Genomic DNA, 25,538 nt, shown 5'->3' with positions numbered 1-25,538 from the left:
TCGGCGGCCGAGCGGGCGCGCGGGTTTGGCGCGTTGCCGTCGAGGGCATGTTGCTGGGCCCGTTGCAGGTCTTCGTTGCCGTCCTGGTTATCCGCGTCGGTTGACGTACATGGCGCATCGTTTGCGTCGACTAGCGTGCCGGGATGCGTGATCGATGCAACCGATCGACGCCCGCCCTGCGCGCCCTTCGCACGATCATCTCCCGTTTCTCACACATTCCCAGCAATCCGCTTCATCGAGACCGTTCATGCCCACGCCCGCCGCTACGCTGCATCCGCTCGTCTACCTCGCATCGCAAAGCCCACGCCGCCAGGAGTTGCTGCAACAGCTCGGCGTGCGTTTTGAACTGCTGCTGCCGCGCCCCGATGAAGATGCCGAAGCGCTCGAAGCCGAGTTGCCCGGCGAATCCGCGCACGACTACGTACAGCGCGTGTGCATTGCCAAGGCACACGCCGCGCGTGCGCGGCTCGTGGCCGGCGGCCATGCGGCGCGGCCGATCCTCGTGGCGGATACCACGGTCACGATCGACGATGCGATTCTCGGCAAACCCGTCGATGCCGACGATGCCGTCGCGATGCTCACGCGTCTCGCGGGCCGCGCGCATGAAGTGCTGACCGCCGTTGCCGTGATCGACGCCGAGGGCGCGTTGCTGCCCGCGGCACTATCGGTGTCGGAGGTACGCTTTGCTGCAGTGCACGCAGACGCGATCCGCCGTTATGCGGCGAGCGGCGAGCCGCTCGGCAAAGCCGGCGCCTATGGCGTGCAGGGACGCGCCGCGGAGTTCATCGAACATATCGACGGGTCCTATTCAGGTATCATGGGTTTGCCGCTTTTTGAAACCGCTGCCCTCCTGCGTGCAGCGCGCATCGACTTCTAAAATAACATCATGAATGAAGAAATCCTGATCAATGTCACGCCGCAGGAAACGCGAGTCGCACTCGTCCAGCAAGGCGCCGTCCAGGAACTTCACGTCGAACGAACGCTGTCGCGCGGACGCGTCGGGAATGTCTATCTCGGCAAGGTCGTCCGCGTGTTGCCGGGCATGCAATCCGCCTTCATCGACATCGGTCTCGAACGTGCCGCGTTTCTGCACGTAGCCGATATCTGGCACCCGCGCATTGCAGGCGAGCCGCAACATCAGGCGCCGCATCAGCCGATCGAAAAGATCGTCTTCGAAGGCCAGACGCTGATGGTGCAGGTCGTGAAGGACCCGATCGGCACCAAGGGCGCGCGGCTCTCCACGCAAGTGAGCATTGCCGGGCGCACGCTCGTGTATCTGCCGCAGGAACCGCATATCGGCATCTCGCAGAAGATCGAGAGCGAGGCCGAGCGCGAAGCGGTGCGCGCGCGTCTGACCGCCGTGCTGCCCGCCGATGAGAAAGGCGGCTACATCGTGCGCACGATTGCCGAAGATGCGACGAGCGAAGAACTGGCCGGCGACGTCGCGTATCTGCGCAAGACCTGGGCGACGATCATTTCGCAAGGTCAGCGCATGCCGCCGACCAGCCTGCTGTACCAGGATCTGAATCTCGCGCAACGCGTGCTGCGCGATTTCGTCAACGATGAAACGTCGCGCATTCAGGTCGACTCGCGCGAGACGCATCAGATGCTCGCCGATTTCGCGGCGGAGTTCACGCCGGCGGTTTCATCGAAACTGCATCACTACACCGGCGAGCGGCCGCTCTTCGATCTCTACAACATCGAAGCCGAGATTCAGCGCGCGTTGTCGCGCCGCGTCGATCTGAAGTCGGGCGGTTATCTCGTGATCGACCAGACCGAAGCGATGACCACCATCGACGTGAACACCGGCGGTTACGTCGGTGCGCGAAACTTCGACGATACGATCTTCAAGACCAACCTCGAGGCCGCGCACACGATCGCACGGCAATTGCGGCTGCGCAATCTGGGCGGCGTGATCATCATCGATTTCATCGATATGGAAAACGTCGAGCATCGCGACCAGGTGCTCGGTGAGTTGAAGAAGGCGTTGTCGCGCGATCGGACGCGAGTGACGGTGAATGGCTTCTCGCAACTCGGACTGGTAGAGATGACGAGAAAGCGTACGCGCGAGTCTTTGGCGCACGTGCTGTGCGAGCCGTGCCCGGTTTGTCAGGGTAAGGGGCAAGTCAAGACGCCGCGAACGGTTTGCTATGACGTGCTGCGCGAGATTCTGCGCGAGTCGCGGCAGTTTAATCCGCGCGAGTTTCGTGTGGTGGCGTCGCAGCAGGTGATTGATCTGTTTCTTGAAGAAGAGTCGCAGCATCTGGCGATGTTGATTGATTTCATTGGCAAGCCAGTGTCGTTGCAGGTGGAGTCGAATTTGAGTCAGGAACAGTACGATATCGTTCTGATGTAGCCTGAAGGACGCTCTTTTAAGTTTGTCCGGAAATGCGTGCAACGTTTTTCGGTGGGTGCTTCCTGGCGCGTCATGATCGTCCCACAGACGAAGCGTGCTTCTGAAGCGTCACTAGAAACGGCTTTACTTCCGTTGCTCTCAATGCGATTGAGAAATCTATCTCAGGAGCAATCTTTAGCACTTCGTTGCGGTCCACGCTTATAGTCGCTTTGGGTCACTGATACTCGGTCAGGGCTGAGTCCGAATAGCAGCACACTGAGCAGCACAAACGGACAGCTGGCGCACACCGGCAAGAGAAAGCCGACCCGCGATGGTCGGCTTTTTGTTTGCTTGAAGCTCCTTTACCCGTGCCCTTGCTGCCGTCGACGCTGAAGTGTTCCCCGGAAAGATGTCGCGCTCACACGCGGCTTCGACTGTCTCATTGAACAGCAACACTATTACGTCATGTTCGGACAGCCGCTCGCCGTTCCAGCTGAATGTCCAGTGGCCCCGCACTGCGCCGTCCTTCCGCAAGAAATCGTCCAGCTTCAGCACGGTGAACATCGAGTCGGTAAAACCATCTGGCTCACGCGTCAGTCCCATCTCTCCAACATTGACGACGTCCGTTCAACGCTTACCCTCCGCCGACGAGGACAGCTTCCGCGAGTATTTCAACGGCCCGCTAAATGGTCGCACGGGGTTCTCCAACCCCGAGATCCAAGAACGCTCTGCACCGCTTCGATCCGTGAACCTACGTTGAGTTTTTCGAAAATGTTCTTCAAATGCCACTTGACTGTCTCGGGCGCAAGTTTCAGTGATCGACCGATTTCCTTGTTCGAAAGACCGCGAGCTACGTAGCGGACTATTTCGAGTTCTCTTGCACTGAGAACATCCGGCGATGTCGTCACCGCCTGAACGGGTTCCGCAGACGCAGGTGGCACATTGTCGAGATCATCGAAAGCTGCCAGCAATCTGTCGACGTATGCCATTTGTGAAGTCGAGACACTCCCTAAGGATCGACGAAACCGCTGCAGCAGTGCGCGCATCGGCGGCCCTTCATCTACGAAGCTGTTAATCATGCCAGTCGCTTCGCCAACCTGCAGTGCATGGTCGAGTGCAGCAAGCGCATCGTCGGAGGCGTTACATTGCTCGAACGCACGGGAAAGCAGCAAGGAAACGATAGCCTCGGAACAGCGCCAACCCATAGCACCCAGCTTATCGACCAGAAGCGTAAGAAAAATGACAGCCCTGTCAGCAAGATTCTCCGCAATGAGCACCCTCGCCCGCACGAGGCAGTAGCTTGTCCAGGTTTCCAAGGCGGCCCCCGTTCGCCCTTCCCACATCTTTGGCAAGCTCAGGCTAAGTTCTCTCGCGATCTGCCTGGCCTGCACAACGTTACCCTCGTTCAGAAGCAATTTCACAATTTCAGCATCGCACGCCACCCTGAGTCGTGGCAATCGTCGGGTGATCGCTACCTGCCGACTGCCTTCAAGAACTGCCAATGCGGAATCTGTCTCTCCGCTGCGGCACATCAGCCGTGACACAGAAAGCGTATGTTGCACCAGCGCGCCTAGCGGCGCCGCATCCAATGCGAGGGTCGCGCGACCCGCCACTATCTTCCTTGCTTGCGGGAGATCGTTGCACTCATAGTAAATCGATGCCAGGCAACCCGCTAGCCACGTTGCGCCGGTCGATGACGCGCCCAGAACATTTTCGGCGCGCTCAAACGTCTCCTCAAAAATCTGCCGTGCTTCAGTCAGCTCGCCATGTAAAAGGGCGGCAAGACCGTACATAGCGTCTAGAAACATATCCGAGTAGGTCGATCCTTGACGATATTCCACCCGGTCGTTAGCGACATTCCATAGGCGACGTATTTGGCCGAATTCACCCCTATACATCAAACCAAAGACTTGCGCAGCCTGTACCTGACACTTTACCCATTGTGCCGAGGGTGCCGTTGAGGCCTCTGCGGCATGCACGAGTTCAAGCGCACGCTCGCTATCGTCGTTATTGCTGGCGATCAGTGCACGGATTGCGCTAATCTCCGCACCCGCAGCTTCGGCCTTCATGTCGCCGTCATCGCGATGCCCACGACTGAGTTCCTCGACAACAGCGTCAATTTCCCTCATAGCGCGCGTCGTTTGAAGCGACAATGCGAGCGCCCACGCTTTCGCGAGGCGCAAACGTAGTCGTCGCTGGAGAACATCCGGTGGAAGTTTGTCAATCCAGTCTAGTAACGTGTACGGATCACCGCGTTCCAACATCTCCATTGCACAGTTCTCGACCCACTGTGCCGCCTGCTCGAATTCGCCCGCAGCCAAAGCGTGTGTGACTGCCTGGGGCCAGAGACGTGCACCCGCAAACCATTGGCACGCGCGTTGATGCAGCACGGAAACCTTCTGCGGCATCTGATGAACAAGGCGCCGTCGAAGCGCATCGGACAGCAGCACGTGACAGCGGTACCAGTTCCGTGTCTGATCCAGTGGCTGAATAAAGACGCTATGCCGTTCGAGCCATTCAAGCTTTTCTCCGCTTCCGCCCTCGCCGCCCATGATGGCGTCGCACACGGGCGCAGTGAGTCGTTCAAGAATCGACGTGTATAGCAAGAACTTAAGCATCACCGGCGGCAAATGCGCGAGCACCGTATCGTTCAGGTAGTGGTCGATTCCAGAACAGGATCCTGCCAGATTATTGGCGATCTTAGCTGCGTCACCGATCTGCCCTACTGCAAGGGAAACCAGTTGCAGGCCCGTCACCCACCCTTCTGTCGCCTGGTTCAGTAGTTCGATGCTGCTTTGGTCAAGCGGCACCGTGGCCGCCTGAGCGAAAAACGCCCGCGCATCATCCGTCGAAAATCGGAGATCGTCGACACCGATACGCATTAGTTTCTCGGGTGTTCTGAGTTGACCAAGTGTCAAGCTTGGCTCACCGCGCGCGCCCAATAACACATGCATGTTTTCGGGCGCATAACGCAACAGCCGGGAGACAATGGCAAGTACAGACCCCGTGGTCAGGCGGTCGACGTCATCCAGCACAAGGAAAACGCTCCGGCCGTACGCAGCAATCCCGTTCAGAAGTACCGAGATGACTGTCCTGATAGGAGTGGCCGCATCGTTATCCAGGAGTTGCTGCGCCTGCTGGGCGATGCTCTCGGACGTTCTGGAGAATGCAGCTACCAGATATGCGCCGAACTGCTGAGGATCGTCGTCTTCTTCGTCGAGGCTCAGCCATGCAACAGGATGCTTTTTTTTCCACGCCCCTTCTCGCCATTCAGCGAGCAATGTCGTCTTGCCGAAACCCGCTGGTGCGGTCACGACGGTCACGCTGCGCGACCGTCTCTCATCAAGCTGACTGAGCAACGCAAGACGCCGCACATAGCCTGACGGAAGGCGTGGGGGGATCATTTTAGTCTGGATCAACGACATGTCCCATTCGCGACCAGTACCGGCTGAACATGCGCCCATAAAATATCTCTCTCCTTTTCCATCGGCTGGCCGTGGGAAACTTCAATCGCTTCCCTCGGGATTTTTTTATGCGAGTGCAAAACCCGTTTACGCAGCGGCCTCGTATTTTTGTAATAAAGCACGAGTGAAGTAACAATCCGTCGATTTTTGGGATACGCTTATCGGGATAACGATCGGCGAAAACGCTACTACTCGAGGTACTCACTATCGTAGTCGATTAAAATGCCGAAATCTCCTTCAATCACACCCTTACCCCCGCGCGGTTGCCATGACGCGACATCTCAGACGAAGGAGGTTTGTCGTGATCATCCCCCGGCGACCGACTCCCCTCACGGACCAGCGTCACCGCGAGAGGTTCTGGCGACGAATCCGCAGAGCAAGCCCAGCTTTCGCACCCGTCAAGCAAAGCAGCATTTCTTCTGGACGACACGGGCTGTCGCACCGCATTCGCGCTTTCAGAGCAACGTCGGCAAGGAACGGTTTCAAGCGGTTGATGTTTCCCGCAGGGCCGAGCATTCCTTCAGGGCATCGTCCCGCGCGCGTAGATCGTTTTTCCGCCAGTCAGCACCGCACGAACGAAGGAACACATATACAAAAAACCGTAGGCTCTTACGACTCGTATTCGCTCTGACACCGAGCGCTAACTTCAATCGCATATGCTTGCGCCGACGGCCAATCTCATGTCGTTTTCGATGCGCCAATTGCGCCAGTACCCGCGCTCCGAGAGACCGAGATGCTGACAATCAGTTCGTGAATCCGCGCATCAGCAATGTGTCCGCTTCACTTACCAGCTACGCTCGGTGGTAACCAATAGACGCGCGACACCGACCATTCATACCGGCTGAGCTGCAGGCAATGCGTGCATAGGATCCACCGCCATCTCAGGCCTCGATAATTCCATTTATCCGACCGTCCAAATTTACGCGGCCGAGGCCAATGAGTGTGGACATGTGTCAATAATTCACAATGCACTCTGAGAGACTGCGTATCATTTTTCAAGACCATTCGCGAGTGCGAAGCTTTTAAAATTAGTCCACTTTCGTCCGTTTGATAGTTCATCATCAACGATTCCGTTCGGTTTTTTGGTTCCTTCCACAATCACAAGTCGACTATGGAGGCACGGATGAGGGCCGACAGTCTGACCTATTTGACTGCCGCGCGATCCTGTCAACGGGGTGATGTTAATGTGACATTGCTTTGCGAGAATGAAGTTGGGCCTGCCGCAGCAGGCATAAGGCGAAGGACCCGGTCAATTGCTCCAATGACCGACAGGCTGGTTTAACCTTGCTTCAAGGTATTTTGACCGGATGGGGGCTACGCAAATGCAGGAAACGAACGAAAAGATCTCTTATGAGCAGTTGCTCGGTGACTTGCAAACGTCCTCCGCGCTGATTAGCGATTCCAGGTTGGGTTTCTTGGGTCACTCCTCGACTGCTTGTGTCAAAGTACAAGATTCCGTCCCTCCGGGGACGCTAACGGATCGTACTGCGGATATCGATCAGCTCAACATAGTCGATCAGCTTGAGCGCGGATTGGAAAGAAACGAATTCATGCTGGTTTTCCAGCCGAAACTGCGAGTGCCAGAGGAGAGACTGTCTGGTTTTGAGGCCTCGTTACGCTGGCGTCATCCCATCCACGGTATCTTGACACCTACATCGTTCATCAGAGACGCAGAAAACTCCGGTCTGTCGGGCCGTTTTACAGATTTCATTTTGGAAAAGGCTGCAGAGACGCTCTCTGACTGGGCTGCATGCAAATACACTACGCTGTCGCTCGTCATCAGTCTTTCGCCCCAGGAATTAACACGAGAGGATTTGCCACGAAAGTTGATCGCGCTGCTCGCTTCTCATGCAGTTGACACGGCAAAACTGCAAATTCAGCTCACGGAATCCTCGGAGTCCGGGCCACTTGATGTGCTTTTGGCTGCCGTCGATTCAATACGTGATACGGGCGTTCGGGTTGCGATTGGCGACTTCGGAGCTGGAGGCTGGTCGCCATCTATCTTGCATCGGCTGGCAGTCGATGTTCTAAAAATTGACCGATCATTGATCAACGGCATCCCCGAAAGTTCAGAGGCAACGAACGTCCTGGAAGTCCTTGTTCGAATTGGGCAACGCCTTGGGAAACAGATCGTTATCGACGGTATCGAGAACGAAGCACAGCTCACCTGGACAAAGAACATGTCAAACGTTGATTGCCAAGGTTCCTATATTTGCATGCCAGTTCATGCTGCGCAGATCGATGATCTTGTCGCGGGCCACGGCCTCGCAATGAGCTTACGATAGCTCTGGCCACGGCGACCATCGCGGCCGCTCAAAACTGGTCTTCATATCTGCATGACCTTATCGCGACCCAACTTTTCGGTCTTGCCGGGCGTAGATTTCAAACGGTAAGTTGAAGCACCGCCGCGATAGGCATAGATAGTTCAGTGTAGTGACTGATCGCAGGTGGCCAATTGGATGCCGTCGATCATCCGACACGATGCCAGACGGTGTGCCGGTTGAATTTCCTGCAGCCCCGATCGAGTCGAAAACGATCTCTATGACAACTTTTTCTTACATCGACTGACGAGATCATTTCAGATAAATTCGATATAAAAGAGAAAACTGGATTTGCGTGTCATGCGGCGACGAATCTCGCTGTACCATAGTATCTGGCAACACATACTCAATTTGACGCGCAGACGTATTTTGGCCGCGGCGTCGCGCGCGGTCATCAACTCGTGACTCGTCACTCAATGACGGGTGACCTACGTGCGCATATCCCATTGCAGACCTCTTGGGTTGAAGCGGATCCGCTGATCGTTGTGCCGGGTAGCATCCTCAGCTCATTCCTGCCAAGTCATGTGACGCGAGAGGGATGTCACTTAAACCGCGCAACGTACAGGGCCGCAAGGTCTGTTTGACGACTCCGCGCTCAATGAGCCGATGCACAGAGTCCGACTAAGGGCGATACCGACATCACGCTTGTGGACGATTGAGCAATTGCCCGTCTTTCAGACCTGGAAGGCGAGTGAAGTCGTATTTCGTACAGCCGATGACTGCAGTTCGATTGGCAGCCTACTGCAATGATCATGGAACTGATTACCGGCCGGACCCCAACGAAGTGCCCTCGGTCCGCACGTCGGAGAAAGCACGACTCTTTGCTCTGACATCGGGTTGACACCATTTACCCAGTTCGCGCCCGCGTTCGAGTATTACAACGAGCGCCACTCTCATGGCGCCAGTTCCGCGGCAAAGTCGATTATCACAGATCGTCGCACAGGCACCCATTGACCGCATAGAGATCCGCGTAGGTTCGGCATATGAACCGGCCGATGTTCATCATGGTGGCGTCACCCGCGCCGTTCAGTAAAAGCAGTTTTAACTTTGCCACTTGGATCGCATCGCCCCTTTATGAGCGAATCGCCCATCACAACCAGCGGTACGAATCGTCCGAACATCATCAGGCGCCGGCGGTAGCGGAAATCTGATCACCGGCACGGTAATATGCTTGGCCTGCAGTAACGCTCGCCTGAAGATCGCATTTCTACGAGAGCACACGCAATCGTCAACGCTTGCCGCTCAATTTCGGCAGTCCACATCTCTGCCCCGGAAATAGTAGCGCGCAGCTCCTGACAACGCTGGAGAACCTGCGACGGTCCGAGCACCGACAGCCCCCCCGCCACGCCGTGCGCCCATCTTCGAAGCTGCTCGACACTTTGCATCTTGACTACGGAATCCAGTCTCGCGACATCCAAATTTGTCTGCTCGACAAACGCCGCCGAGTAATCGGTCGGCACAGCCGGTAATCTGGGTACGACCGCCTTGGCGTCCGTTAAGGCATCGCGACTATCACGATCTGCCGCGGCATCGAGAACCTTCGTCAATATCGACAGGGATACCGGCTTGGTGAGGTAGTCGGAGAATCCCCGCGCCCTGCCTTCAGCGATGTCGTCCGGATGAGCGCTCGCGCTGACGGCATAAATCGGCAGTGAGAGGTTTTTGTTGCGAACTGCATCAATCAACTGAAACCCGTTCAGGACTGGCATATCGATATCAGTCAGCACGATATCCACCGACCGTTTCGAAAGCATCGACAGCGCCTCGCTGCCATTGACGGCCTCGATGACGTTTGCACCCAGGGTGCTAAGCTGGTCACGTAGCAAACCGCGATTTAACAAGTTATCTTCTGCAATCAGCACGGTCAATTTTTCGAAATGACGTCTGGCAGGTCCTGCGTCCTTTGTTCTTTTTGTGTGCGTCCGATCAAGGACAGCGGACTCGAGCATCTGCGTGGCAGTCCTGATTCCCGGCAGGCTGTAGACTGAAACTGCCACGCCGCCGTTGTCGCTTGAAATCGGCACGAGAGGACCATCTTGCCCCACCCACACGATACTAGCCGGATTTCCCCACCAGCGAATGACATCTGCCGGGTCAAACTCATCTGCGACAAGCAGATAGTCATAGCGACCATGATTAACCGCGTGACGGGTATCTGTAAAAACAGTCACCGTGGCCGCCTCCGGGTCAAACAGATTGGTCAGCCACTCCCTATATTCATTAGCATGGCAAAGAATAGCTGGGTTGTGGTTCTGCAAAGTCCAGTCCGCTCCGTCTGGCGTGCCGTCCGCCGAACGAAGCGGAAGTGTAACCGAGACGCGGGTTCCCACTCCCACAGTGCTTTCCAGCATGACGAACCCTCCCATCAACTCGCAGAGCCTTGCCGTAATGGACAGGCCGAGTCCGGTTCCTCTCGCCTGACCAAGGCGATTGCTATCCCCCTGCATAAAGGGCTGGAATAGTTGCGTTTTCAGATCGTCCGGTATGCCGATTCCTGAGTCGACAACGCTGATCGCCAGCGACGAATCAATCCACTGCACCCGAACTACGATTTTGCCGGACTGCGTAAACTTGAACGCGTTGCTCAACAGATTTGTCACAATCTGCGATACACGTATTGGATCAAAAAGTAATCTCGATGGCACAGCTCGATCCAGAACAACATAAAATTTCAAGCCTTCCTTGACGGCAAGGTGCGCGTGTGAAAGGACAATGCGACCTATGAGATCTGTCACAGATCCCCACACTTCGTTAAGTTTGAGTTCCCCGACGTCAATTTTTGAAAAGTCCAGTACATCGTTCACGACGTGCAACAGCCCAGCAGCGGAGATCTGCATGGCGTGCACACGCGCCTCCTGCTCTGGCACAAGCGGTCCGAGCTTGAGCAGTTCGATGTTACCGACGAGCGATGCGAGCGGTGTGCGAATCTCATGGCTCATGGAAGCAAAAAAACTCACTTTTGCTTTCGCGGCGACTTCTGTGGTTCGCTTGGCTTCACGAAGCGCCTGTTCGGCGAGAACATGTTGAGTCGTATCGGCGATTGCGCAAAACAGGACATCTTCGCGGTTGAGGATCGCGGGTGCGTAGGTAATCTCCAAGTGCAAGCTATTAAGCCCCTCCCTCTCGATAGGGAATGAAAACTGGAAGATCTTCGCGCCTTCTGCCAGCGAGAAAGAGGTGTTATCGATGCCCTGTTTCTGAAATTCCCGGCTCAATGCCGCAGGCAGTTTCATATTCGTGTTCGCGATTCTCAGTACATCACGAGCGATCTTGTTTGCCAGCACAATTTCCGAGCCGTCCTTGCGGACGATGCACAAACCTACAGGCGTGGCATGCACCAGAAGGTGGTTGAGCAATTCGCTTTCAAGCGCGCGCGCCGCCTCCGCATAGGTCCGTGTCAAAAATTGATAGTTCCAGTAACGGAACATGGCAAGCAGGAGAATCACCAGCGCTACTGTGGCGGACAGCACCAGGATAAGTCCGCACCGCATCTCGACGATCTGTTGGCGCAACGGCACAATGCGAAGGATATGCCCGAAACCAAGCATGAGCGCTGGCCGTCGCATCACCCAGCCATAGCTGGGAACCCAATGGAAGCGGCCATACTGAAGCGTGCTCGCGCCAGTCCTTGCGTCTATCTCTTCCGCCTGTTCCGGCGTAACGTGCCCGATTGCTACCGTCCCGCCATTCGTCACTACGACCGGATCGGAAATTGAAGTGTCGCCTGTGCCAGGTTGAAGCACGTCTTTCAGATCTAGCGTCGTCACCACAATGGCGTAAAGTGCCCCCTCCTTGAGGACAAGAGAGGCCCCAATCATTGGCGACATATCGCTTTCCGTGGTTCTGGGCGACCGCAACCAGACGATGCGTTTTTCACGCGCAGCCGTGAGCGGATCAAGCCCAAGGGAACGATATTTTTCAAGGACCGCGTTGACCACTTCCCGGGCTCGTCCCTTCGATGTCAAGTTGTGGGCATGTGGTGGCTGCGGTGGAAAAGCGTGCCCGTATATTCCATGCCCGTCCGTGAGGATCAACTCGAAATCGAGGCGCGAACCTGTCGCCAGCAAAAGCTGCGCTGCCGAGGCGCAACTCGACATAAGGATCGACCGCGGCCCTTGTACGGGAACGCCAGCGACACAGTTGTCGTCGGCGTGGCGGGGGGGCTCAGGCAGGAGAACACCGCTTGCCCGGAGTTCGATGATCACACTGACCGTCGTGAGCAGGTTGTTTCGTTCCTGCAACTCGTGGGCGAGGTTCTGTATGGCTAGCCGCGTAGCCCTTTCCTCCCGGTCGAGCGAATCAGCCAGTCGCCCTGCAATCGTCACGACAGCTGCGACGAACGCGCCGATAATCAACAGGATGATCACCATCGAAAAAACGCGCCGCTCCCGCTTTAGATTTCTTTCTATCGAATGGAAGGCGTGTAGAGCAGGATCCCATGCACTCCTGGACATCAGTGGCATCAGGTCAGTCCCTGCTCTTGAGCATACTTCACCAGATCGGCGTTAGTCTCCACATGTAACTTGCGCATAGCCGAGCGCTTTTGCGTTGCCACGGTGGTCGCGGTGCGATTGAGCTGTTGAGCGATCTGCGTGACAGACAGCCCCATACCAAACAGGCGGACGACCTCGAGTTCCTTCGGGGAGAGGTCCGGAGCGCTGATAAATCCTTCCTCGGTATTGCCATCCTGAACGAGCCACCGGGTAATGCCTGGAGATAGAAATGTGCGTGCATTCGAATCCGAACGCAGCATGACGCAAGCCTGCTCGATTACTGCCGATTCCTCGTCCTTACCCACGATGCCCGCGACGCCCATCTTGCAAAGCTTTTGCAATACTCCGCCGTTAGTGAGCATTGTAAAAACAATGATCGGCGTAGAAGGGTAATTCCGCCTGAGTCGTGCGATAAGGCGAAGTCCGTCTTCGTCGGCCGTTCCCCTCTGCATCGAGAAATCGGTAACGATCAAATCGCACTCGACTGCCGTGAGTATTTCCAGTAGCTCAGTTCCTGATTTAACGATCGCGGCGATTTTGAAGCCGGGAATCGCGTCGATTGTTTGGGCAACGGCCCTGCGAACGACCGCATGATCGTCCGCCACCACAACGTGGACAATGCGCGTAGAGTTCATAAGGATGACATCCCGATTGGGAAAGCAATAGATTTCATCGGATCGATGTTCTTCACCACAGTATTCCGCCAGAACGTACCAAGCATACCGTCGAATTTCCCCCCTTCGACAACTCCGCGGAGCGGCTCGTGCCTGCGACGAGAGCGACTTCACGAGCGATTACCGCCTGCAAGGAGACACCGCAAGTCGCGCGCAACAATGAACGTTCCGGCGGCTGTGAAATCGCAGGGCTCATCTCGCGACATGCCAGCTATCGGATCAAGCGCTTCACCTGGACATGCATGGAGAAGCATTTCGGCGGGGACGAGACAATCCGACAGGTGCGGTAGACGGTCTATCTTGACATTCGACACGTCGGCCATCATTTCACGCCGACTATGGTTGCCAACGCGCTGACGAACATGGCACGAATGCGAAACATGGCACCGCAAGGAACGACGCGGTGAGTCACCACGATAGCAGGACTGCAGAGCGCGGCGCCTGCCCGCACGCGCTTTGCTTGCAAAAGTTACCGCGCAAATTCGCAATTCCGCAGAAAGTCGCATGCGGGAACCTTGTGCATACTGATCGATCGTCCCGACTCAGGCTTTCAGCATCCCGCCAGACAAATGGCAACGCCGGTTGGAACCTGCGTGCACGAACAGGTTAAAGCATGACAGGGTTCAAAAAAAATAGCGCTGCGTCAATGCCATGATCGATAGGTAACCGTGAGAGACCTGCGTGCATTACAGGCTGTTGAGTATTTCTTATCCACCAGTGAAGATCGTCAACGGATCAGAAATCACGCTGACACATACATTGCGAAAGCAACTTCAAACTTTCTTTGCTTACCGAGATCTTTCACGCACTAAATGAACCGTACTATTGTGACGTATGTCGAACTGATTTTTGTCACGAAATGTCAATTTTTCGTCGGCACCGACATGCTTCTACCAAGCTTGCGTTGGCCCCGATCGACAGCGAGGCGAGACCCGTAGGGAAAGCGCACTTTCCGATCGCAGGAAGGCTCGCTGTCAATCATCGGTGTGTAACAGCAGGAACAGTGCGACGAGTGAGCACAGGACTGTTTATATGGCCGGTAACGAGAATTGCCCGGCCGAGGTTTCGGCAACGCCGCCGTTCCACGTGTGAAGACTGGCCTGATTTGTGAGAACCGGAATCATGCCGGGTTTTCATACCGTCCGGTGCCGGGCCATTGTTCCACTGCGCCGTGCCATCCGTTGTTCCGCATTGCGATACGCCCGTAGTGCATGGCGGACGTGGTTGTTCATTAGACTTTTCCTGCCGGTCAAGACGGGGGAAAGCCTGTCTTCTCCGGATAGGTCCAGACAATCAACCGGACCGACAAACCAACCACTCAAGGACTCATCCATGCAAACCACAATCGATCGCAGCAGCTTTGCATCGTATAGCCAGACCCAATCTTCGTTCGCAACGAGCAGCTTCTCGTATCGAAGCACGGTCCAGTCATCCAGTTCGAAGTCGCTCTCGACCGGATTTCGGGAAAGTGGCGCAGGGAATCAGCAAATCTCATTAGCGACCTTTTCTCAGCAGTCGTCGCGATCACCGAAAGGTATGTCAGCATCGATTTCGGCGGTCAGCTTTCAACACGTCAGCGGCAGGAACGACAGATCCGATCAGTACGGCAGTCGTAGGAACAACCGGTGCAATACCGAAACCATGATTAACAAGAACCTTTGTGGTAGCCAGAAGTTCGAATGTAGCAATGCACAGGTCAAGAACAACAAACGCAATTGCAATGATCAACAGAGTGACTGGTGCAATACGCAGGTGCAGAACAACAAAGCAAGTCTAGATATAGGTAATTACACTGTTGATCTAAACAAGAGTGATTCCTCGCTCCTCTTGACGAACAAACAGACCGGCAGCACGACAAAAATCTCCGGTGATCCACACATCGATACCAATGGCACATCAGGCACATTCAAAGGCTCGCTAACGTTCGATCTGCCCGGTCACACGAAGGTCACGGTCGGAACGCAAGCACAGGGCGCCGTCAGCTACGCCGACCAGGTGACAATCACACAGGGTAACAAGGCCTACGTGGTCAATGGTTTGAGTCAGATTGACAGCAGTCCGCTAACCGTGCAAAGCAGTCGCAATGGCCGACAACTCGACCGACAGACCCCAGACGGCTATACGCTAGTCGCCAATAGCTCCGGCACGGGTTGGATCGATCCACAGACGGGCCATGCTCCGACGGCTGCAGACTTCAGCAAGGTCTGACGCTAGCATCCGGGGTGGCCGCAAAACGGCGACCCCGGATGCGCGACGTTCTATACCAAGTCTCAAACGGCCGATGGCCATGGACTCCATGCGGCGTTAGATCATCAATCGTCGGGATCGCTATCTTCCTGCTGCGCAACGACCAGTCGGCGCACCCGCTTGCGGGCATCGTCCAGCCCGCGCATCTCCTTTTGCAGAACATACAGCGCGGACATGACCCGTTCCTGCGCTTTCTCCCTGGCATCGCATACAACGGCAAGCGCCGATTCCAGAGCAAATTTACCGGCATCGTGCCGCTGCAACGCCATGCGCCACAGTGACGCGCTCTCGCCACAGAAACATGCGGCGAGAATTTTTCGTCGCCGTGTCTCATGCTCCGCGATCGCATTCTCTCTTGACACAGTATCTGCTTCCGCGCGCTGAACACCAAGGTGTGCCTCCCGCAACAGGTGGCGAGCGCGCTCCACTCTTAGCTGCCGCACACGTGTAAGCAAGGTCCACACGCGCACCTGTAACGCGTCCTTCATTTGCGCGCCTCGCGGCAAAGGGCGCGCAACGACGAAATCGTGCTCTCCCAATCGCAATACTGGTCATGTGGCTGACGCAGGAAGCGTTCAATCGCTTTATGACGATCTATCGCAAGATCACTGTCGGAATCGTTGCCACGCCGGTATTCGCCCATCTGCAGCAAAAGTTCAACTTCTTGATACCGACTCATCCAGCCGCGCACGCGGTTTGCATCGTCGCGATGCTCCTGATACGTCACACGTGTCATCACACGACTCTTGCTCCGCAATACATCAATGGCCGGATAGTGCCCCGCTGCACCAAGTCGTCCCGATAGCTGGATATGCCCGTCGAGCAGCGAACGTGCTTCTTCCGCGATAGGGTCCGTCATTTCTTCGTCTTCGGCGAGCACCGTAAAGAACGCAGTGACCGAACCCTGCCGCGTCAGCCCCGCCGCTTCGGTCAATCTTGGTAACTCGGCGAACACTCGCGGTGGATATCCGCGGCGCACTGGCGGTTCACCCACCGCCAGACCAACCTCGCGCAGCGCACGGGCGTAACGCGTCAGAGAATCGAACAGCAGCAGGACTTGCTTTCCTTCGGCGCGCAGTTCGCTCGCGACGCTGCACGCCAGTTCGGCAGCCTTGATACGCTCGGCCGCCGGCCGCTCGGCTGTCGACGCGATCACAACCGATGCTGCGCGCCGCGGACCAAGGTGATCGTGAATAAACTCGGCCACTTCGCGGCCACGCTCGCCGATCAGAGCAACAACAATCGCATCAACAGTCGCCCCGTTTGCGATCATTCCGATTAGCGTGCTTTTGCCGCCACCCGCCGGCGCGAAGATGCCGACGCGCTGACCGACTCCGCAGGACAAGAGGCCATCTATTGCCCGCACACCGGTCGCGAATGGCGTCGAGATCACCGGACGGTCGAGTGGATTGACTAGCGGAAGCTTGTCTGCCGCTTGCCGCGCCGTTGCTGTCGTCGGGGCGCCGCCACCATCGAGCGGCCGCCCAAGCCCATCCACCACTCGTCCTAGCAGCGAGAGCGCGTCAGAGCGGCGCCAGTTAAGCCCACAGCCCGCGACCTGCGTGATATTCGACAAACCCATCAGTCCGTCGAACGGTACAACGAGTGCCCCGTCCTGAGCGAAGCCGACTACTTCGCCGATTTGCACTTCCTGGGTATCGGGCCGGACAAGCCGGACCATTTCGCCGACGCGTAACGAGGCACCGACCACACGGACAACCACCCCGCGCGCTTCTACAATCCTTGCGTTGAGCGCGAGCTTCGTCGAGAGTAGCGGCGTTGGTGTCACAGACGTCTTCCTTTTTCTGTTAAGAGGTTGCATGCATCAATCTGGCTCGAGTGTCGCGAATATGTGGACACGATACGTGTCGAGAGGAATTTCTTCCGTCGCAAGCACGTCAGTGCGGATGCCAAGCATGCGTAAAATGCGCGCGAGATGAGGACGCAGAAGAGCCGTTGTCACTACCAGACTCACCGTGTCCCGTTGCGAGGCAAAGACTCGCTGCAAGATTTCCAATCGATCAGCGTCGAGCACGCATTGTGGTTCGCCATCGTGACCGACTTCAATCTGTGCCTCGAGATCAGCTTCCCAGGCCGGTTCGAGCACGGCGGCATTGATTGCCCAGCTGTTCAGATCGGCGAAGGGACGCACCACTTGCTGCCCGAGCGTGATGCGTGCTTCCCGCACCATCCGGTCAAGCGAGCGCCCCCCCTCGGGCACGCGAAGGATTGCCTCGAGAATGCCTCGCAGATTGCGGATTGGAATTCGCTGCTCCAGCAGACTGCGCAGCACGCAAGCAAGTTGCACCGTGGTGATTACCTGCTGAATTTGATTCACCAGCTCCCGGAACTCAATGCTGATCTGGTCGAGGAGAAAACGCGTCTCCTGCGTCCCAATGAACGACGACGCATGCTGCTCACACACGTTCATCAGGTGATCGCAAAGCGCTGCATCGGCGCTCGATTTCATGATGCGTACGTCATCAATCACAGTGGCCGACTGCTCAGGTATCCAGACCGATTTCTCCGCCTGCGGGTGATAGCCCTGCAGGCCGTCCATGGTCACCAGAGATGCCTCACCGCTAACCAGTACGTGTCCGGCAACGAGCGTGCCTCCGTAGAACGACACGTCCGCGAGATCGACGATATAGCGATTCTCGTCGAGATCGGTGTCGCGCAGGAGCCCAACACCCGGGAACGGCACTCCGAGCCGCACCATCAGGTCGCGGCGCATCAGCGCAAAGCGGCGGTTGAGTTCCGCCGGGCGTAGCGCGTCGCATGCTTTCACACCAAGGCGCACACGAAGCGGGGAACTTGTTCCCAGTTCGACATCGTCGAGAATGCGTTGCACATAGGTGCCGCCATCGCGCGTCATCGCCGGCATCCGTGGCCGCTCCAACCTGTCTAGCGCCGCGCGCTGACGCTTCGTCACGACAGCCAGGCCGATCTGCGTGAGCGCCGCGAGGATGAACTGGACATGAGGAAAACCCGGAATGACGGCGAGAGCAAGGCAAGCAACACCCGCCATCATCAGTGCCGCGGGATGCAGCGACAACTGCCTGACGATATCCTGGCCGAGATTCGTGCTGCCGCCGCCTGACGAGACGCGCGTGACTAGCAGACCGGCCGATATCGACACGATCAACGACGGAATTTGCGACACGAGGCCATCGCCAACCGTCAGGATCGTGTATGTGTGCAGTGCATCGCCGAACGACATGCCGCGTTGCCCGATACCAATGGTAAGGCCACCGACAATATTGACAAGCGCGACGACGAGCCCCGCAATGCTATCGCCCTTGACGAACTTCATCGCCCCATCGAGCGACCCATAAAAGTATGTTTCGCGCTCCAATTCGGCGCGCAACCGGCCCGCTTCAGCCGGTGCGATCTGGCCGCTTCGCAGATCGGCGTCAATGCTCATCTGGCGCCCGGGAATGCCGTCGAGCGTAAAGCGTGCTGAGACCTCGGCGACGCGGTCAGCCCCTTTCGCCACGACGATGAACTGGATCACCGACAACACGACGAACACCACGATCCCGACCGCAACGTTGCCACCGACCACCATTTCACCAAACGCGCTGATAATCTGTCCGGCGTGCGCATCAAGCAGAATCATTTTCGTCGACGCAATCGCGAGAGCAAGCCTCAGTAGCGTCGTCACGAGGAGCAGCGACGGAAAGCTCGACAGCTCTGCCGGCTTCGCCGCGTAGATCGTCGCCGAGAGCATCACGAAGCTGGCCGTGAAGCTCGCGCAGATGAACATGTCGAGAATGAACGGCGGAACCGGCAGGATCAGCAGCACCAGCACGCAGAGCAAGCCGCCCCCCACACCAAGGTCCGCGTAACGTGCCAAAAGGCCTGGAAAATCAATATGACTAAATCTGGTTTTTGCGAACATCTTATTGGCTCAACTCTCTGTGCATGGCCCGTCGACGTCCCTTAACAATGGGATCGCCTTCTTCGTCGCGGTATTCACGTTTTATTTCGTTCTTGTCCATTTTTAAACGCCGCCGCCACTGAAAACGCTGCAACTTGATGTCGACGGCTGCGGGCACGAGCTGCGACACGCTCATCATCGCGAGCAGGCGCGCAAGCGACTGGCACGTGGCGCTCAGTTGCCCATCAAACGAAAGCGAAAACGAAGGCAGCAACTGCGCACACCATATCTCGAACGCATTCCCGAAGATGAAAAGAAGGATAGAAAACTGCGCCAGCGTGATTGCGGTCTCAATCAGCGTCTTTAGTCCGAACAGGTTCTTCAACCCCGACACTGGGTTGAGGTGTTTAATGTCCGGCGCCGCACGCTGGAATGCAATCAGTCCCCCGGTCTGCGCCGCTTCGGGCACGATGATCGCGATCATGCTGATGCCGAGCGTTGCGACCACGACTGGCAGCATCGCGGTGAGCGCGCTCGCCACCTGAATGTAGCGCTCATCGAACGGACGCGCCTGATCGATTTGCGTCACAGACTCCACGACATAAACGCAGACCTGATACATGTGTGGCGCTTCGATCACTAGAAAGAGCCACCAGAAAATGCCACTCGCCGCAACAGTCATATGCCCGCTCTTCGCAATATCGCCCTCTTTGCGCGCGCGTCGCAGCCGCTGTGGAGTCGGCGCTTCGGTCTTATCGCTCATTGCAATATCGTGCCCGCGAGGAAAACAGCGTTGAGCCGTTCCAATATGATCGGCACGCAGAAGAAAATCGTGAACGACAACACAATTGCTTTGACAGCGGGGGCGGTCATAAATGGATTTATCCGCTTCGCGTAGCGGGACATTAATCCCAGCGAGATGTCGACGATGAGCATCAGGCCGATGAGCGGCATCGCCAGTCTTACGCCCTCGACGATCGACTGCGCCAGTCTTGTCTCCGCCAGCTCCTGCATCACTCGCATGTAATCGGGACGTGGCGCACCGGGGGGCCAGAGTGCCCATGCATCGGTGAAAAAACCGTAGACGCTCTGGAGGCCCGTTCCGGTGAAAAACGTCAACGTGGCGAACCAGACGAAAAGCCTTTCGAAGTGAGCTGCTTCGTCGCGAAAGTTCGAATCATAGGAGGCGCCGATCATGTAACCGCCTTGCTGGTCGATCACCGCACCGGCAGCGGCGGCCGCGTGAAATGTCACGCTCAGCAACAGGCCAAGCGTGAAACCGATCAACACTTCAACCCCGATCGCAATGACAGGATTGTCCGGCCACCCTACCTGATGGGGCAGTACGGCGAGCATCAACGTCAACGGCAGTCGCAATGCTATGCCAAGGGACTCCGTGCCCGCAAAGGGAATCAGTGAAAGCGCGACGATTGGGCGAATGCAGCAGAACGCCAGCCCCTCGATATATCCAATGTAGTTGGCCATCACTGCCCGCGCCCCGCTGCAATGTATGAAAACGTCTTGTCGAGAAAATGGGAAACTTCGTTCTCGCCCCACGGCACCGCGATCATCAACACAAGCCCGACACAGATGATCTTCACGCTATACGGCAACGCTTGATCCTGGATTTGCGTGATGGATTGCACGAGACCAATCAGCACACCGACCCCCGTAGCGACTACGAGCGCGGGCAACGAAAGCCAGAAAACCAGCAACAAGGCATCGCCCGCCAGCGAGTGAAGTGAAGGGTTCCAGTTCATTTCGCGTAGCTGACAATAAGGCCGTGCATCAATTTTGAAATTCCCGACACGGAAACGAGCACAAGTAGCTTGAGCGGAGTCGAGACCGTCGTGGGTGACAGCATCACCATGCCCATCGCCATCAAGACATTGGCCACAACGAGGTCAATGATGAGAAACGCCATGTAAAGCAGGAAGCCAGCTTCGAAGCCGCTCGAAATTTCGCTGATCATGAACGCAGAAATCAGAACCGAAAAATCGGTTTCTTGTACATCGCTCGCAGGGTTCAGGCGCTTTACGGCCGTCACCATGAACGCGCGCTCGGTGGGCCGTGAATGTTCAAGCATGAAATCACCGAGCGGCCCGCGTACCCCCCGATACAGGTCCGCCACATCGGGCAGTTCACCGCGTACGATGCGCTCGTTGATGGCCGGATCGGCACCGATCTTCTCCAGTGTCGGCGCCATTACAACCAGCGTTGCCGCGAGGGCCAGAGTCGAGATTGCCATATTGCCCGGTGCCTGCTGCACTCCAACGGCGGAACGCAGCAATGTCAACACAATGCTGATTTTGGTGAACGATGTCGTCATCGTGACGATCAGTGGTAATAGTCCAAGGAAAAAAAACAGAACGATAAGTTGCAGATTGACGATCTGATCTCTCATGACGACCTTACGCCTCTGCCATGTGCGCCAGATCGACAATGCGCACGCCCAACGCATCATCGATGTCGATCAACTCACCACGGGCGAACGGAACGCCCTGGCACAACAGCAAAACGGAGTTTCTTCGCACTGGCAATTGCAATGACACGATCGAGCCCGTGCGCAGGCGCGTCAGCTCATCGAGTGTTAGCGACAATGTGCCAATCACCGCATCGAACGAAAACGTGAGTGCACTGGCGGGCACCAACTCGCTGGTCATCTCGGTCGAGTCGGTGTCCTCATCGATCATCGGACGGTCTATCAACATGTATTCCCCTGAGGGTTTGAGAAAAATGCGACGTGCCCCATGACAGAGCGGCAAACGTAAATACAGCGACGTGGGATCGAGAAGCAGCGCGTCACCACACCTGATCCTGCGCAGGCGCCGTAGCGTGAGTGCGGGTCCAGCCTTGCACACCGGCACGGGCAGACGCAGCCGGCGCGATAGATGCGCCCGATCCTCTACAGGAACGGGTCGGTGTTTCAACCATTGATCGACTGCTTCGCTATCCAGCGCGAAGTGCGCTGCGCGATGGGTCCTTGAGTGCGTGAGAACGAGGCCATATGCGCCAGACGCCGGCGTCACATCGAACGAAGTGCTGCTCACGTCGACCGTGAACCCGAATAGCCCTTCCAGGGCGCTCAGCCAGTCCTCGAAGGCCTGGGTGATCAACACGTGAGCATTGGCTCCGGCCAGCGTCAGCGATTGCCGGGCCAACTCGGGGAAAAGCGCCTGTGCGTCGCAATCAAGCGTCAGTGTTGCCCCTCCCGCTTGCCCATGAAGCCGCAATGGATAGCTTGCACGACACGACTCAAACTGCAGGGTGAACGCCTGCTTACCGACGCTGACCGGATAGGCCACGCCAAAATGCAGTGCGGCAACGTTTTGTCGCCGCGCGTGCTCAAGCGAGATCCGCTCGATGTCTCGCCACGGAGTCATTTGCCCTCCCAGTCACCCTGAGAGCCTGTCGGCTGCGCAAGCACAGCGACTACGTCGAGCAAAGCGCTCTCGACCATGTCAAACTGCCTCGTCGATCCCTCATCGATATAGCGGTACTCGTCGAGCAGGGACTTGATTGCTTTTCTCATGCCATGTTCCAGCGCACGTAGTTGCGGCGTCAGGCTACCGTCGATCACACCTTGCTCGGTTTCGACGACAAGCGAATGGGGCGGCAAGCCCACATCAGCCAGAACCGTAAAGACGGGGGCGCTCAATTCCTGTTCGAGTGCGAGTACGCTGCGCTGTGTCTGTTCGTAATCGTCTGCCGAAACACGCACTGAGAGCACCGGTTGCGCGCATGATGCATCAAGACATCGCCGCAGTTGGCTCGACAACACCACTTCAGCAGGAAGTTCGCCGAATAGCTGGGTGACAGTCTTCAGCACCATGTCGGCAAGCCGCTCTGCCAGGCAACGCGACGCGAACGAAGCCGCTACCGGCGGCGCAACGAACTTGTACAATGCAGCGCGGCGACCAGCCTCGTACCCGCGGCGCCACGCACGACGCTTCAGTGCGCGCACACGATCTGCGAGCCGTGCGGCTTCGCGTTCTGCATCCCGCGTGCGAAACGCTTCCATTTCCCGTAAGCCGGCAAGCCCGTATAGTTCCGTGGACGACACATAACCATCGGACTCGACACGCCATTCACCTCTTCGACAGATCAACATGCTTTACCTCCGGCAAGTGCGTACGCGGCATCGAGCAGTTTGTGAGCGGCCTTTACGTGCATGCCACACACGCCGGATTGCACCATGCGCTGTTCGACGGTGCGCGGGAGCCGCAATCTCATCAGCACGCACACTGCAGGGTCGTCAATTGCGCTCAACGCCACTCTCAAGCCGGCTGCCGTCATTTCCGCGCGATCCAGCACATTGAGCGTCACACCCTGATCCATATCCTCCTCCACGCGCCAGTCACGTTGAATCGCGTGGAGCACGTGCGGTGCAATACGAGCGGAAAAGATCTTCTGCGTGTCCGCGCTCACGACTTTCCGAAGCAAACGCGCGTGAGCGAGCGCCGCGGTAACCCGTAAAACTTTCGCGCACGCCGGTCGCGGCAACGTCGCAAACGGCGGCATGGCCGGAGTCGTCTGCGTCGAAGTCAACTGAGGAAAGCGCGCGAGCAGATCGGCATTCGCATAAACCAGTGCCCGTTCCGTAAGCGCGCGCTCTCCACGTGGCAACCAACTGAAATGCGCCCATTTCGACAAGGCGAGAACCGCGATGCGGGTCATGGCGCGTCCTTTCCAGCGGGGGGCTCTGGTTGCTTCGAGACAGTTTGCTCTGCCGTCTTTCTGGTCTTTCTGCGCCGATAAAATGTTGGTGCAAATGAGCGAATTCCTTTGCCCCACACCCACGCCGAAATAGTTAGCGCTATCGCCATCACGGTCATAATCATCAGCATCAACGTACCGGCCCGGTGTGGGTTTCCGTCCGACGAGCCAGCGCAAGCATTGCCGCCGTTTCTCGCATTGACTGCGTCCACCACAGGCGTGACCGGGACCAACGTCAGATAAACGTGGTCGGGCGCTAGCCCCTCCACGCTTCCTGCCACCAGCCCGCGAATCTTGTCCTTCATGTAGTCAACGTTGTAGTCGCTGCGATAGCGAATCATCACCGACGCGGACGGAGCTGTAACCTGCCGCATAAGCGGATCGCGCTCCGGCTGCACTATGTGAACGCGAGCCACGAGCACACCGTCGATTTTCTCGAGCGTCTCCGACAGTTCCTGCGTCAAGCCATACACGTAGCGCACCTGGTCTTCCCCAGGATTCGAAATCAATCCTTGACGACTAAACAGTTCACCCAGATTCGCATGGCCGCCGTGAGGTAACGCATATTCGCGTGTTATCTCGGTTGCGGTGACAACGTTACCGCTCCCTACAGAAACACTCCATGTCCTGTCGGCATTGCGCTCCTTGACACCATCGATACCGTGCTGGCTCAGCACGGCAATGATCTGATTTGCCTGGTCCTCGTCCAGACTTTCGAACAGCGACGATTTGCAGCCAACGAGGAATATCAACGGCAGTAGGATGAGTACGCGGCGCATCAGTTTCTCTGTGTAAGCGTGGTCAATGCCTGGCTAAATTGATTTGCGATGTTTTTTGCCATTGTGGCGTTGACCTGCATGTCGTCGAGGTCATACTGCAGTTTCAGGAGATTGAGCATTCCCGCCGTCGATGACCTGCTCTTCGCATGCCTGTTGAGATCGTCAGTGATCCGTCTGTCCTGAGCGTTGCAGATTTCTTCCGCACGCTCGAGAGCGTTAAGAAAGGGAGAATTCCCGGTGTTGCCAAGCGTGTTCTCGGACGATTGGTTTTGCCTCGAATCGGGAGCAGAATTCGCAGGAAAGACATTCATCACCATGGGCTGCAGCAGCATGTCGTTGTCTCTTCAAGAGTGGTTCACAATTTGAGGCGCCGTCAGCGCGGCGCCTCTATCAGCCAGTTATTTCAGGTTCGCGATCACGCCCATGCGGGTCTGATTGCGTTTCGACTCCATGTTGCTTTCCTTCGTAATTTGTTCCTGGAACGCGTTTTGGGCCTTTTGATCCTGAAGATCCTGAGTGGTCTGCCCATTGCCCGCACTGGCCGCCGGGCTTGCGCCGCCCGTATTTCCAGCATAAGGAGAATTCATACCAACGCCACCTATCTGCATGATTAACATTCCTAATTAATA

General features: G+C 56.9%; 21 protein-coding genes and 1 pseudogene. 5 read left to right on the top strand and 17 right to left on the bottom strand.

The genetic code is table 11. The features are described from left to right. Positions 1-247: 247 nt before the first annotated feature. Together CIC12_RS00500 and rng are read left to right on the top strand one after the other, a co-directional pair. Positions 248-877 (top strand): Maf family protein, encoded by a 630-nt coding sequence (locus CIC12_RS00500; RefSeq protein ID WP_168661163.1) that lies wholly within the window; start codon positions 248-250, stop codon positions 875-877. Between the two features lie 9 nt (positions 878-886). Further along, a complete protein-coding gene (gene rng, locus CIC12_RS00495) occupies positions 887-2,356 on the top strand; it encodes a ribonuclease G (protein WP_168661161.1) in 1,470 nt (489 codons plus the stop codon). Between the two features lie 355 nt (positions 2,357-2,711). On the opposite strand, the pseudogene CIC12_RS00490 reads toward rng, so the two are convergent. Both CIC12_RS00490 and CIC12_RS00485 read right to left on the bottom strand, forming a co-directional pair. Beyond that, a pseudogene (locus CIC12_RS00490) lies at positions 2,712-2,869 on the bottom strand (IS5/IS1182 family transposase); the annotation flags it as partial. A 137-nt stretch (positions 2,870-3,006) separates the two neighbouring features. Further along, positions 3,007-5,760 (bottom strand): LuxR C-terminal-related transcriptional regulator, encoded by a 2,754-nt coding sequence (locus CIC12_RS00485; RefSeq protein WP_238812264.1) that lies wholly within the window; start codon positions 5,758-5,760, stop codon positions 3,007-3,009. Between the two features lie 1,361 nt (positions 5,761-7,121). Between CIC12_RS00485 and CIC12_RS00480 the strand changes: the two genes are divergently transcribed. Together CIC12_RS00480 and CIC12_RS00475 are read left to right on the top strand one after the other, a co-directional pair. Further along, positions 7,122-8,084, top strand: coding sequence for an EAL domain-containing protein (locus CIC12_RS00480; RefSeq protein WP_168661157.1), 963 nt, complete (start codon positions 7,122-7,124; stop codon positions 8,082-8,084). A gap of 1,019 nt (positions 8,085-9,103) precedes the next feature. Next, the gene (locus CIC12_RS00475; RefSeq protein WP_168661155.1) at positions 9,104-9,271 is read left to right on the top strand and encodes a hypothetical protein; all 168 of its coding nucleotides are present in this window, start codon (positions 9,104-9,106) and stop codon (positions 9,269-9,271) included. Here the strand turns inward: CIC12_RS00475 and CIC12_RS00470 are convergent, their stop codons facing one another. Continuing rightward, entirely contained in the window at positions 9,272-12,586 is a 3,315-nt protein-coding gene (locus CIC12_RS00470) for an ATP-binding protein (RefSeq protein ID WP_446727884.1), read from the bottom strand. Beyond that, on the bottom strand, positions 12,583-13,248 hold the full coding sequence (locus tag CIC12_RS00465; protein ID WP_168661151.1) for a response regulator: 666 nt from the start codon (positions 13,246-13,248) through the stop codon (positions 12,583-12,585). The genes CIC12_RS00470 and CIC12_RS00465 overlap by 4 nt, the downstream gene beginning before the upstream one ends. Before the next feature lie 1,371 nt (positions 13,249-14,619). Between CIC12_RS00465 and CIC12_RS00460 the strand changes: the two genes are divergently transcribed. Continuing rightward, positions 14,620-15,495, top strand: a complete 876-nt coding sequence (locus tag CIC12_RS00460) for a DUF1521 domain-containing protein (protein ID WP_168661149.1) — start codon at positions 14,620-14,622, stop codon at positions 15,493-15,495. Positions 15,496-15,599: 104 nt separating this feature from the next. Here the strand turns inward: CIC12_RS00460 and CIC12_RS00455 are convergent, their stop codons facing one another. The 13 genes from CIC12_RS00455 to CIC12_RS00395 form a co-directional block, all read right to left on the bottom strand. Beyond that, positions 15,600-16,022: a hypothetical protein gene (locus CIC12_RS00455; RefSeq protein ID WP_168661147.1), complete on the bottom strand. Its 423-nt coding sequence runs from the start codon at positions 16,020-16,022 to the stop codon at positions 15,600-15,602. Continuing rightward, a complete protein-coding gene (locus tag CIC12_RS00450) occupies positions 16,019-17,356 on the bottom strand; it encodes a FliI/YscN family ATPase (protein ID WP_168661145.1) in 1,338 nt (445 codons plus the stop codon). Before CIC12_RS00450 ends, CIC12_RS00455 begins: the two co-directional genes overlap by 4 nt. Positions 17,357-17,359: 3 nt before the next feature. Next, the gene (locus CIC12_RS00445; RefSeq protein WP_168661143.1) at positions 17,360-19,435 is read right to left on the bottom strand and encodes a flagellar biosynthesis protein FlhA; all 2,076 of its coding nucleotides are present in this window, start codon (positions 19,433-19,435) and stop codon (positions 17,360-17,362) included. Between the two features lies 1 nt (position 19,436). Continuing rightward, positions 19,437-20,177, bottom strand: coding sequence for an EscU/YscU/HrcU family type III secretion system export apparatus switch protein (locus tag CIC12_RS00440; protein ID WP_168661141.1), 741 nt, complete (start codon positions 20,175-20,177; stop codon positions 19,437-19,439). Continuing rightward, positions 20,174-20,899 carry an EscT/YscT/HrcT family type III secretion system export apparatus protein gene (locus CIC12_RS00435; RefSeq protein WP_168661139.1) on the bottom strand — a complete coding sequence of 242 codons (726 nt, stop codon included), beginning with the start codon at positions 20,897-20,899 and terminating at the stop codon, positions 20,174-20,176. Before CIC12_RS00435 ends, CIC12_RS00440 begins: the two co-directional genes overlap by 4 nt. Then, positions 20,899-21,174: a type III secretion system export apparatus subunit SctS gene (gene sctS, locus CIC12_RS00430; protein ID WP_168661137.1), complete on the bottom strand. Its 276-nt coding sequence runs from the start codon at positions 21,172-21,174 to the stop codon at positions 20,899-20,901. The genes CIC12_RS00435 and sctS overlap by 1 nt, the downstream gene beginning before the upstream one ends. Then, entirely contained in the window at positions 21,171-21,818 is a 648-nt protein-coding gene (locus CIC12_RS00425; protein ID WP_168661135.1) for an EscR/YscR/HrcR family type III secretion system export apparatus protein, read from the bottom strand. The genes sctS and CIC12_RS00425 overlap by 4 nt, the downstream gene beginning before the upstream one ends. A gap of 7 nt (positions 21,819-21,825) precedes the next feature. Further along, positions 21,826-22,797 (bottom strand): FliM/FliN family flagellar motor switch protein, encoded by a 972-nt coding sequence (locus tag CIC12_RS00420; RefSeq protein WP_168661133.1) that lies wholly within the window; start codon positions 22,795-22,797, stop codon positions 21,826-21,828. Further along, positions 22,794-23,525, bottom strand: a complete 732-nt coding sequence (locus CIC12_RS00415) for a FliH/SctL family protein (protein WP_168661131.1) — start codon at positions 23,523-23,525, stop codon at positions 22,794-22,796. The genes CIC12_RS00420 and CIC12_RS00415 overlap by 4 nt, the downstream gene beginning before the upstream one ends. Then, entirely contained in the window at positions 23,519-23,842 is a 324-nt protein-coding gene (locus CIC12_RS32860) for a hypothetical protein (RefSeq protein ID WP_238812260.1), read from the bottom strand. Before CIC12_RS32860 ends, CIC12_RS00415 begins: the two co-directional genes overlap by 7 nt. A gap of 245 nt (positions 23,843-24,087) precedes the next feature. Continuing rightward, complete coding sequence (sctJ, locus tag CIC12_RS00405; RefSeq protein ID WP_168661127.1) at positions 24,088-24,909, bottom strand: type III secretion system inner membrane ring lipoprotein SctJ; 822 nt, start codon at positions 24,907-24,909, stop codon at positions 24,088-24,090. Then, positions 24,909-25,241, bottom strand: coding sequence for a hypothetical protein (locus tag CIC12_RS00400; RefSeq protein WP_168661125.1), 333 nt, complete (start codon positions 25,239-25,241; stop codon positions 24,909-24,911). The genes sctJ and CIC12_RS00400 overlap by 1 nt, the downstream gene beginning before the upstream one ends. Positions 25,242-25,307: 66 nt before the next feature. Next, positions 25,308-25,496: a hypothetical protein gene (locus CIC12_RS00395; protein ID WP_168661123.1), complete on the bottom strand. Its 189-nt coding sequence runs from the start codon at positions 25,494-25,496 to the stop codon at positions 25,308-25,310. Positions 25,497-25,538: the final 42 nt, after the last annotated feature.

This window comes from Paraburkholderia sp. SG-MS1, from assembly GCF_012275575.1.
In the GTDB taxonomy this organism is placed as follows: domain Bacteria; phylum Pseudomonadota; class Gammaproteobacteria; order Burkholderiales; family Burkholderiaceae; genus Paraburkholderia.
This window is presented reverse-complemented; position numbering and strand designations above follow the sequence as displayed.

Coding starts and splice junctions, on each gene's coding strand:
- CIC12_RS00500 (WP_168661163.1), top strand. CDS start 248: ATGCCCACGCCCGCCGCTACGCTGCATCCGCTCGTCTACCTCGCATCG.
- rng (WP_168661161.1), top strand. CDS start 887: ATGAATGAAGAAATCCTGATCAATGTCACGCCGCAGGAAACGCGAGTC.
- CIC12_RS00485 (WP_238812264.1), bottom strand. CDS start 5,760: ATGTCGTTGATCCAGACTAAAATGATCCCCCCACGCCTTCCGTCAGGC.
- CIC12_RS00480 (WP_168661157.1), top strand. CDS start 7,122: ATGCAGGAAACGAACGAAAAGATCTCTTATGAGCAGTTGCTCGGTGAC.
- CIC12_RS00475 (WP_168661155.1), top strand. CDS start 9,104: ATGAACCGGCCGATGTTCATCATGGTGGCGTCACCCGCGCCGTTCAGT.
- CIC12_RS00465 (WP_168661151.1), bottom strand. CDS start 13,248: ATGAACTCTACGCGCATTGTCCACGTTGTGGTGGCGGACGATCATGCG.
- CIC12_RS00460 (WP_168661149.1), top strand. CDS start 14,620: ATGCAAACCACAATCGATCGCAGCAGCTTTGCATCGTATAGCCAGACC.
- CIC12_RS00455 (WP_168661147.1), bottom strand. CDS start 16,022: ATGAAGGACGCGTTACAGGTGCGCGTGTGGACCTTGCTTACACGTGTG.
- CIC12_RS00450 (WP_168661145.1), bottom strand. CDS start 17,356: ATGCAACCTCTTAACAGAAAAAGGAAGACGTCTGTGACACCAACGCCG.
- CIC12_RS00445 (WP_168661143.1), bottom strand. CDS start 19,435: ATGTTCGCAAAAACCAGATTTAGTCATATTGATTTTCCAGGCCTTTTG.
- CIC12_RS00440 (WP_168661141.1), bottom strand. CDS start 20,177: ATGAGCGATAAGACCGAAGCGCCGACTCCACAGCGGCTGCGACGCGCG.
- CIC12_RS00435 (WP_168661139.1), bottom strand. CDS start 20,899: ATGGCCAACTACATTGGATATATCGAGGGGCTGGCGTTCTGCTGCATT.
- sctS (WP_168661137.1), bottom strand. CDS start 21,174: ATGAACTGGAACCCTTCACTTCACTCGCTGGCGGGCGATGCCTTGTTG.
- CIC12_RS00425 (WP_168661135.1), bottom strand. CDS start 21,818: ATGAGAGATCAGATCGTCAATCTGCAACTTATCGTTCTGTTTTTTTTC.
- CIC12_RS00420 (WP_168661133.1), bottom strand. CDS start 22,797: ATGACTCCGTGGCGAGACATCGAGCGGATCTCGCTTGAGCACGCGCGG.
- CIC12_RS00415 (WP_168661131.1), bottom strand. CDS start 23,525: ATGTTGATCTGTCGAAGAGGTGAATGGCGTGTCGAGTCCGATGGTTAT.
- sctJ (WP_168661127.1), bottom strand. CDS start 24,909: ATGCGCCGCGTACTCATCCTACTGCCGTTGATATTCCTCGTTGGCTGC.
- CIC12_RS00400 (WP_168661125.1), bottom strand. CDS start 25,241: ATGCTGCTGCAGCCCATGGTGATGAATGTCTTTCCTGCGAATTCTGCT.
- CIC12_RS00395 (WP_168661123.1), bottom strand. CDS start 25,496: ATGAATTCTCCTTATGCTGGAAATACGGGCGGCGCAAGCCCGGCGGCC.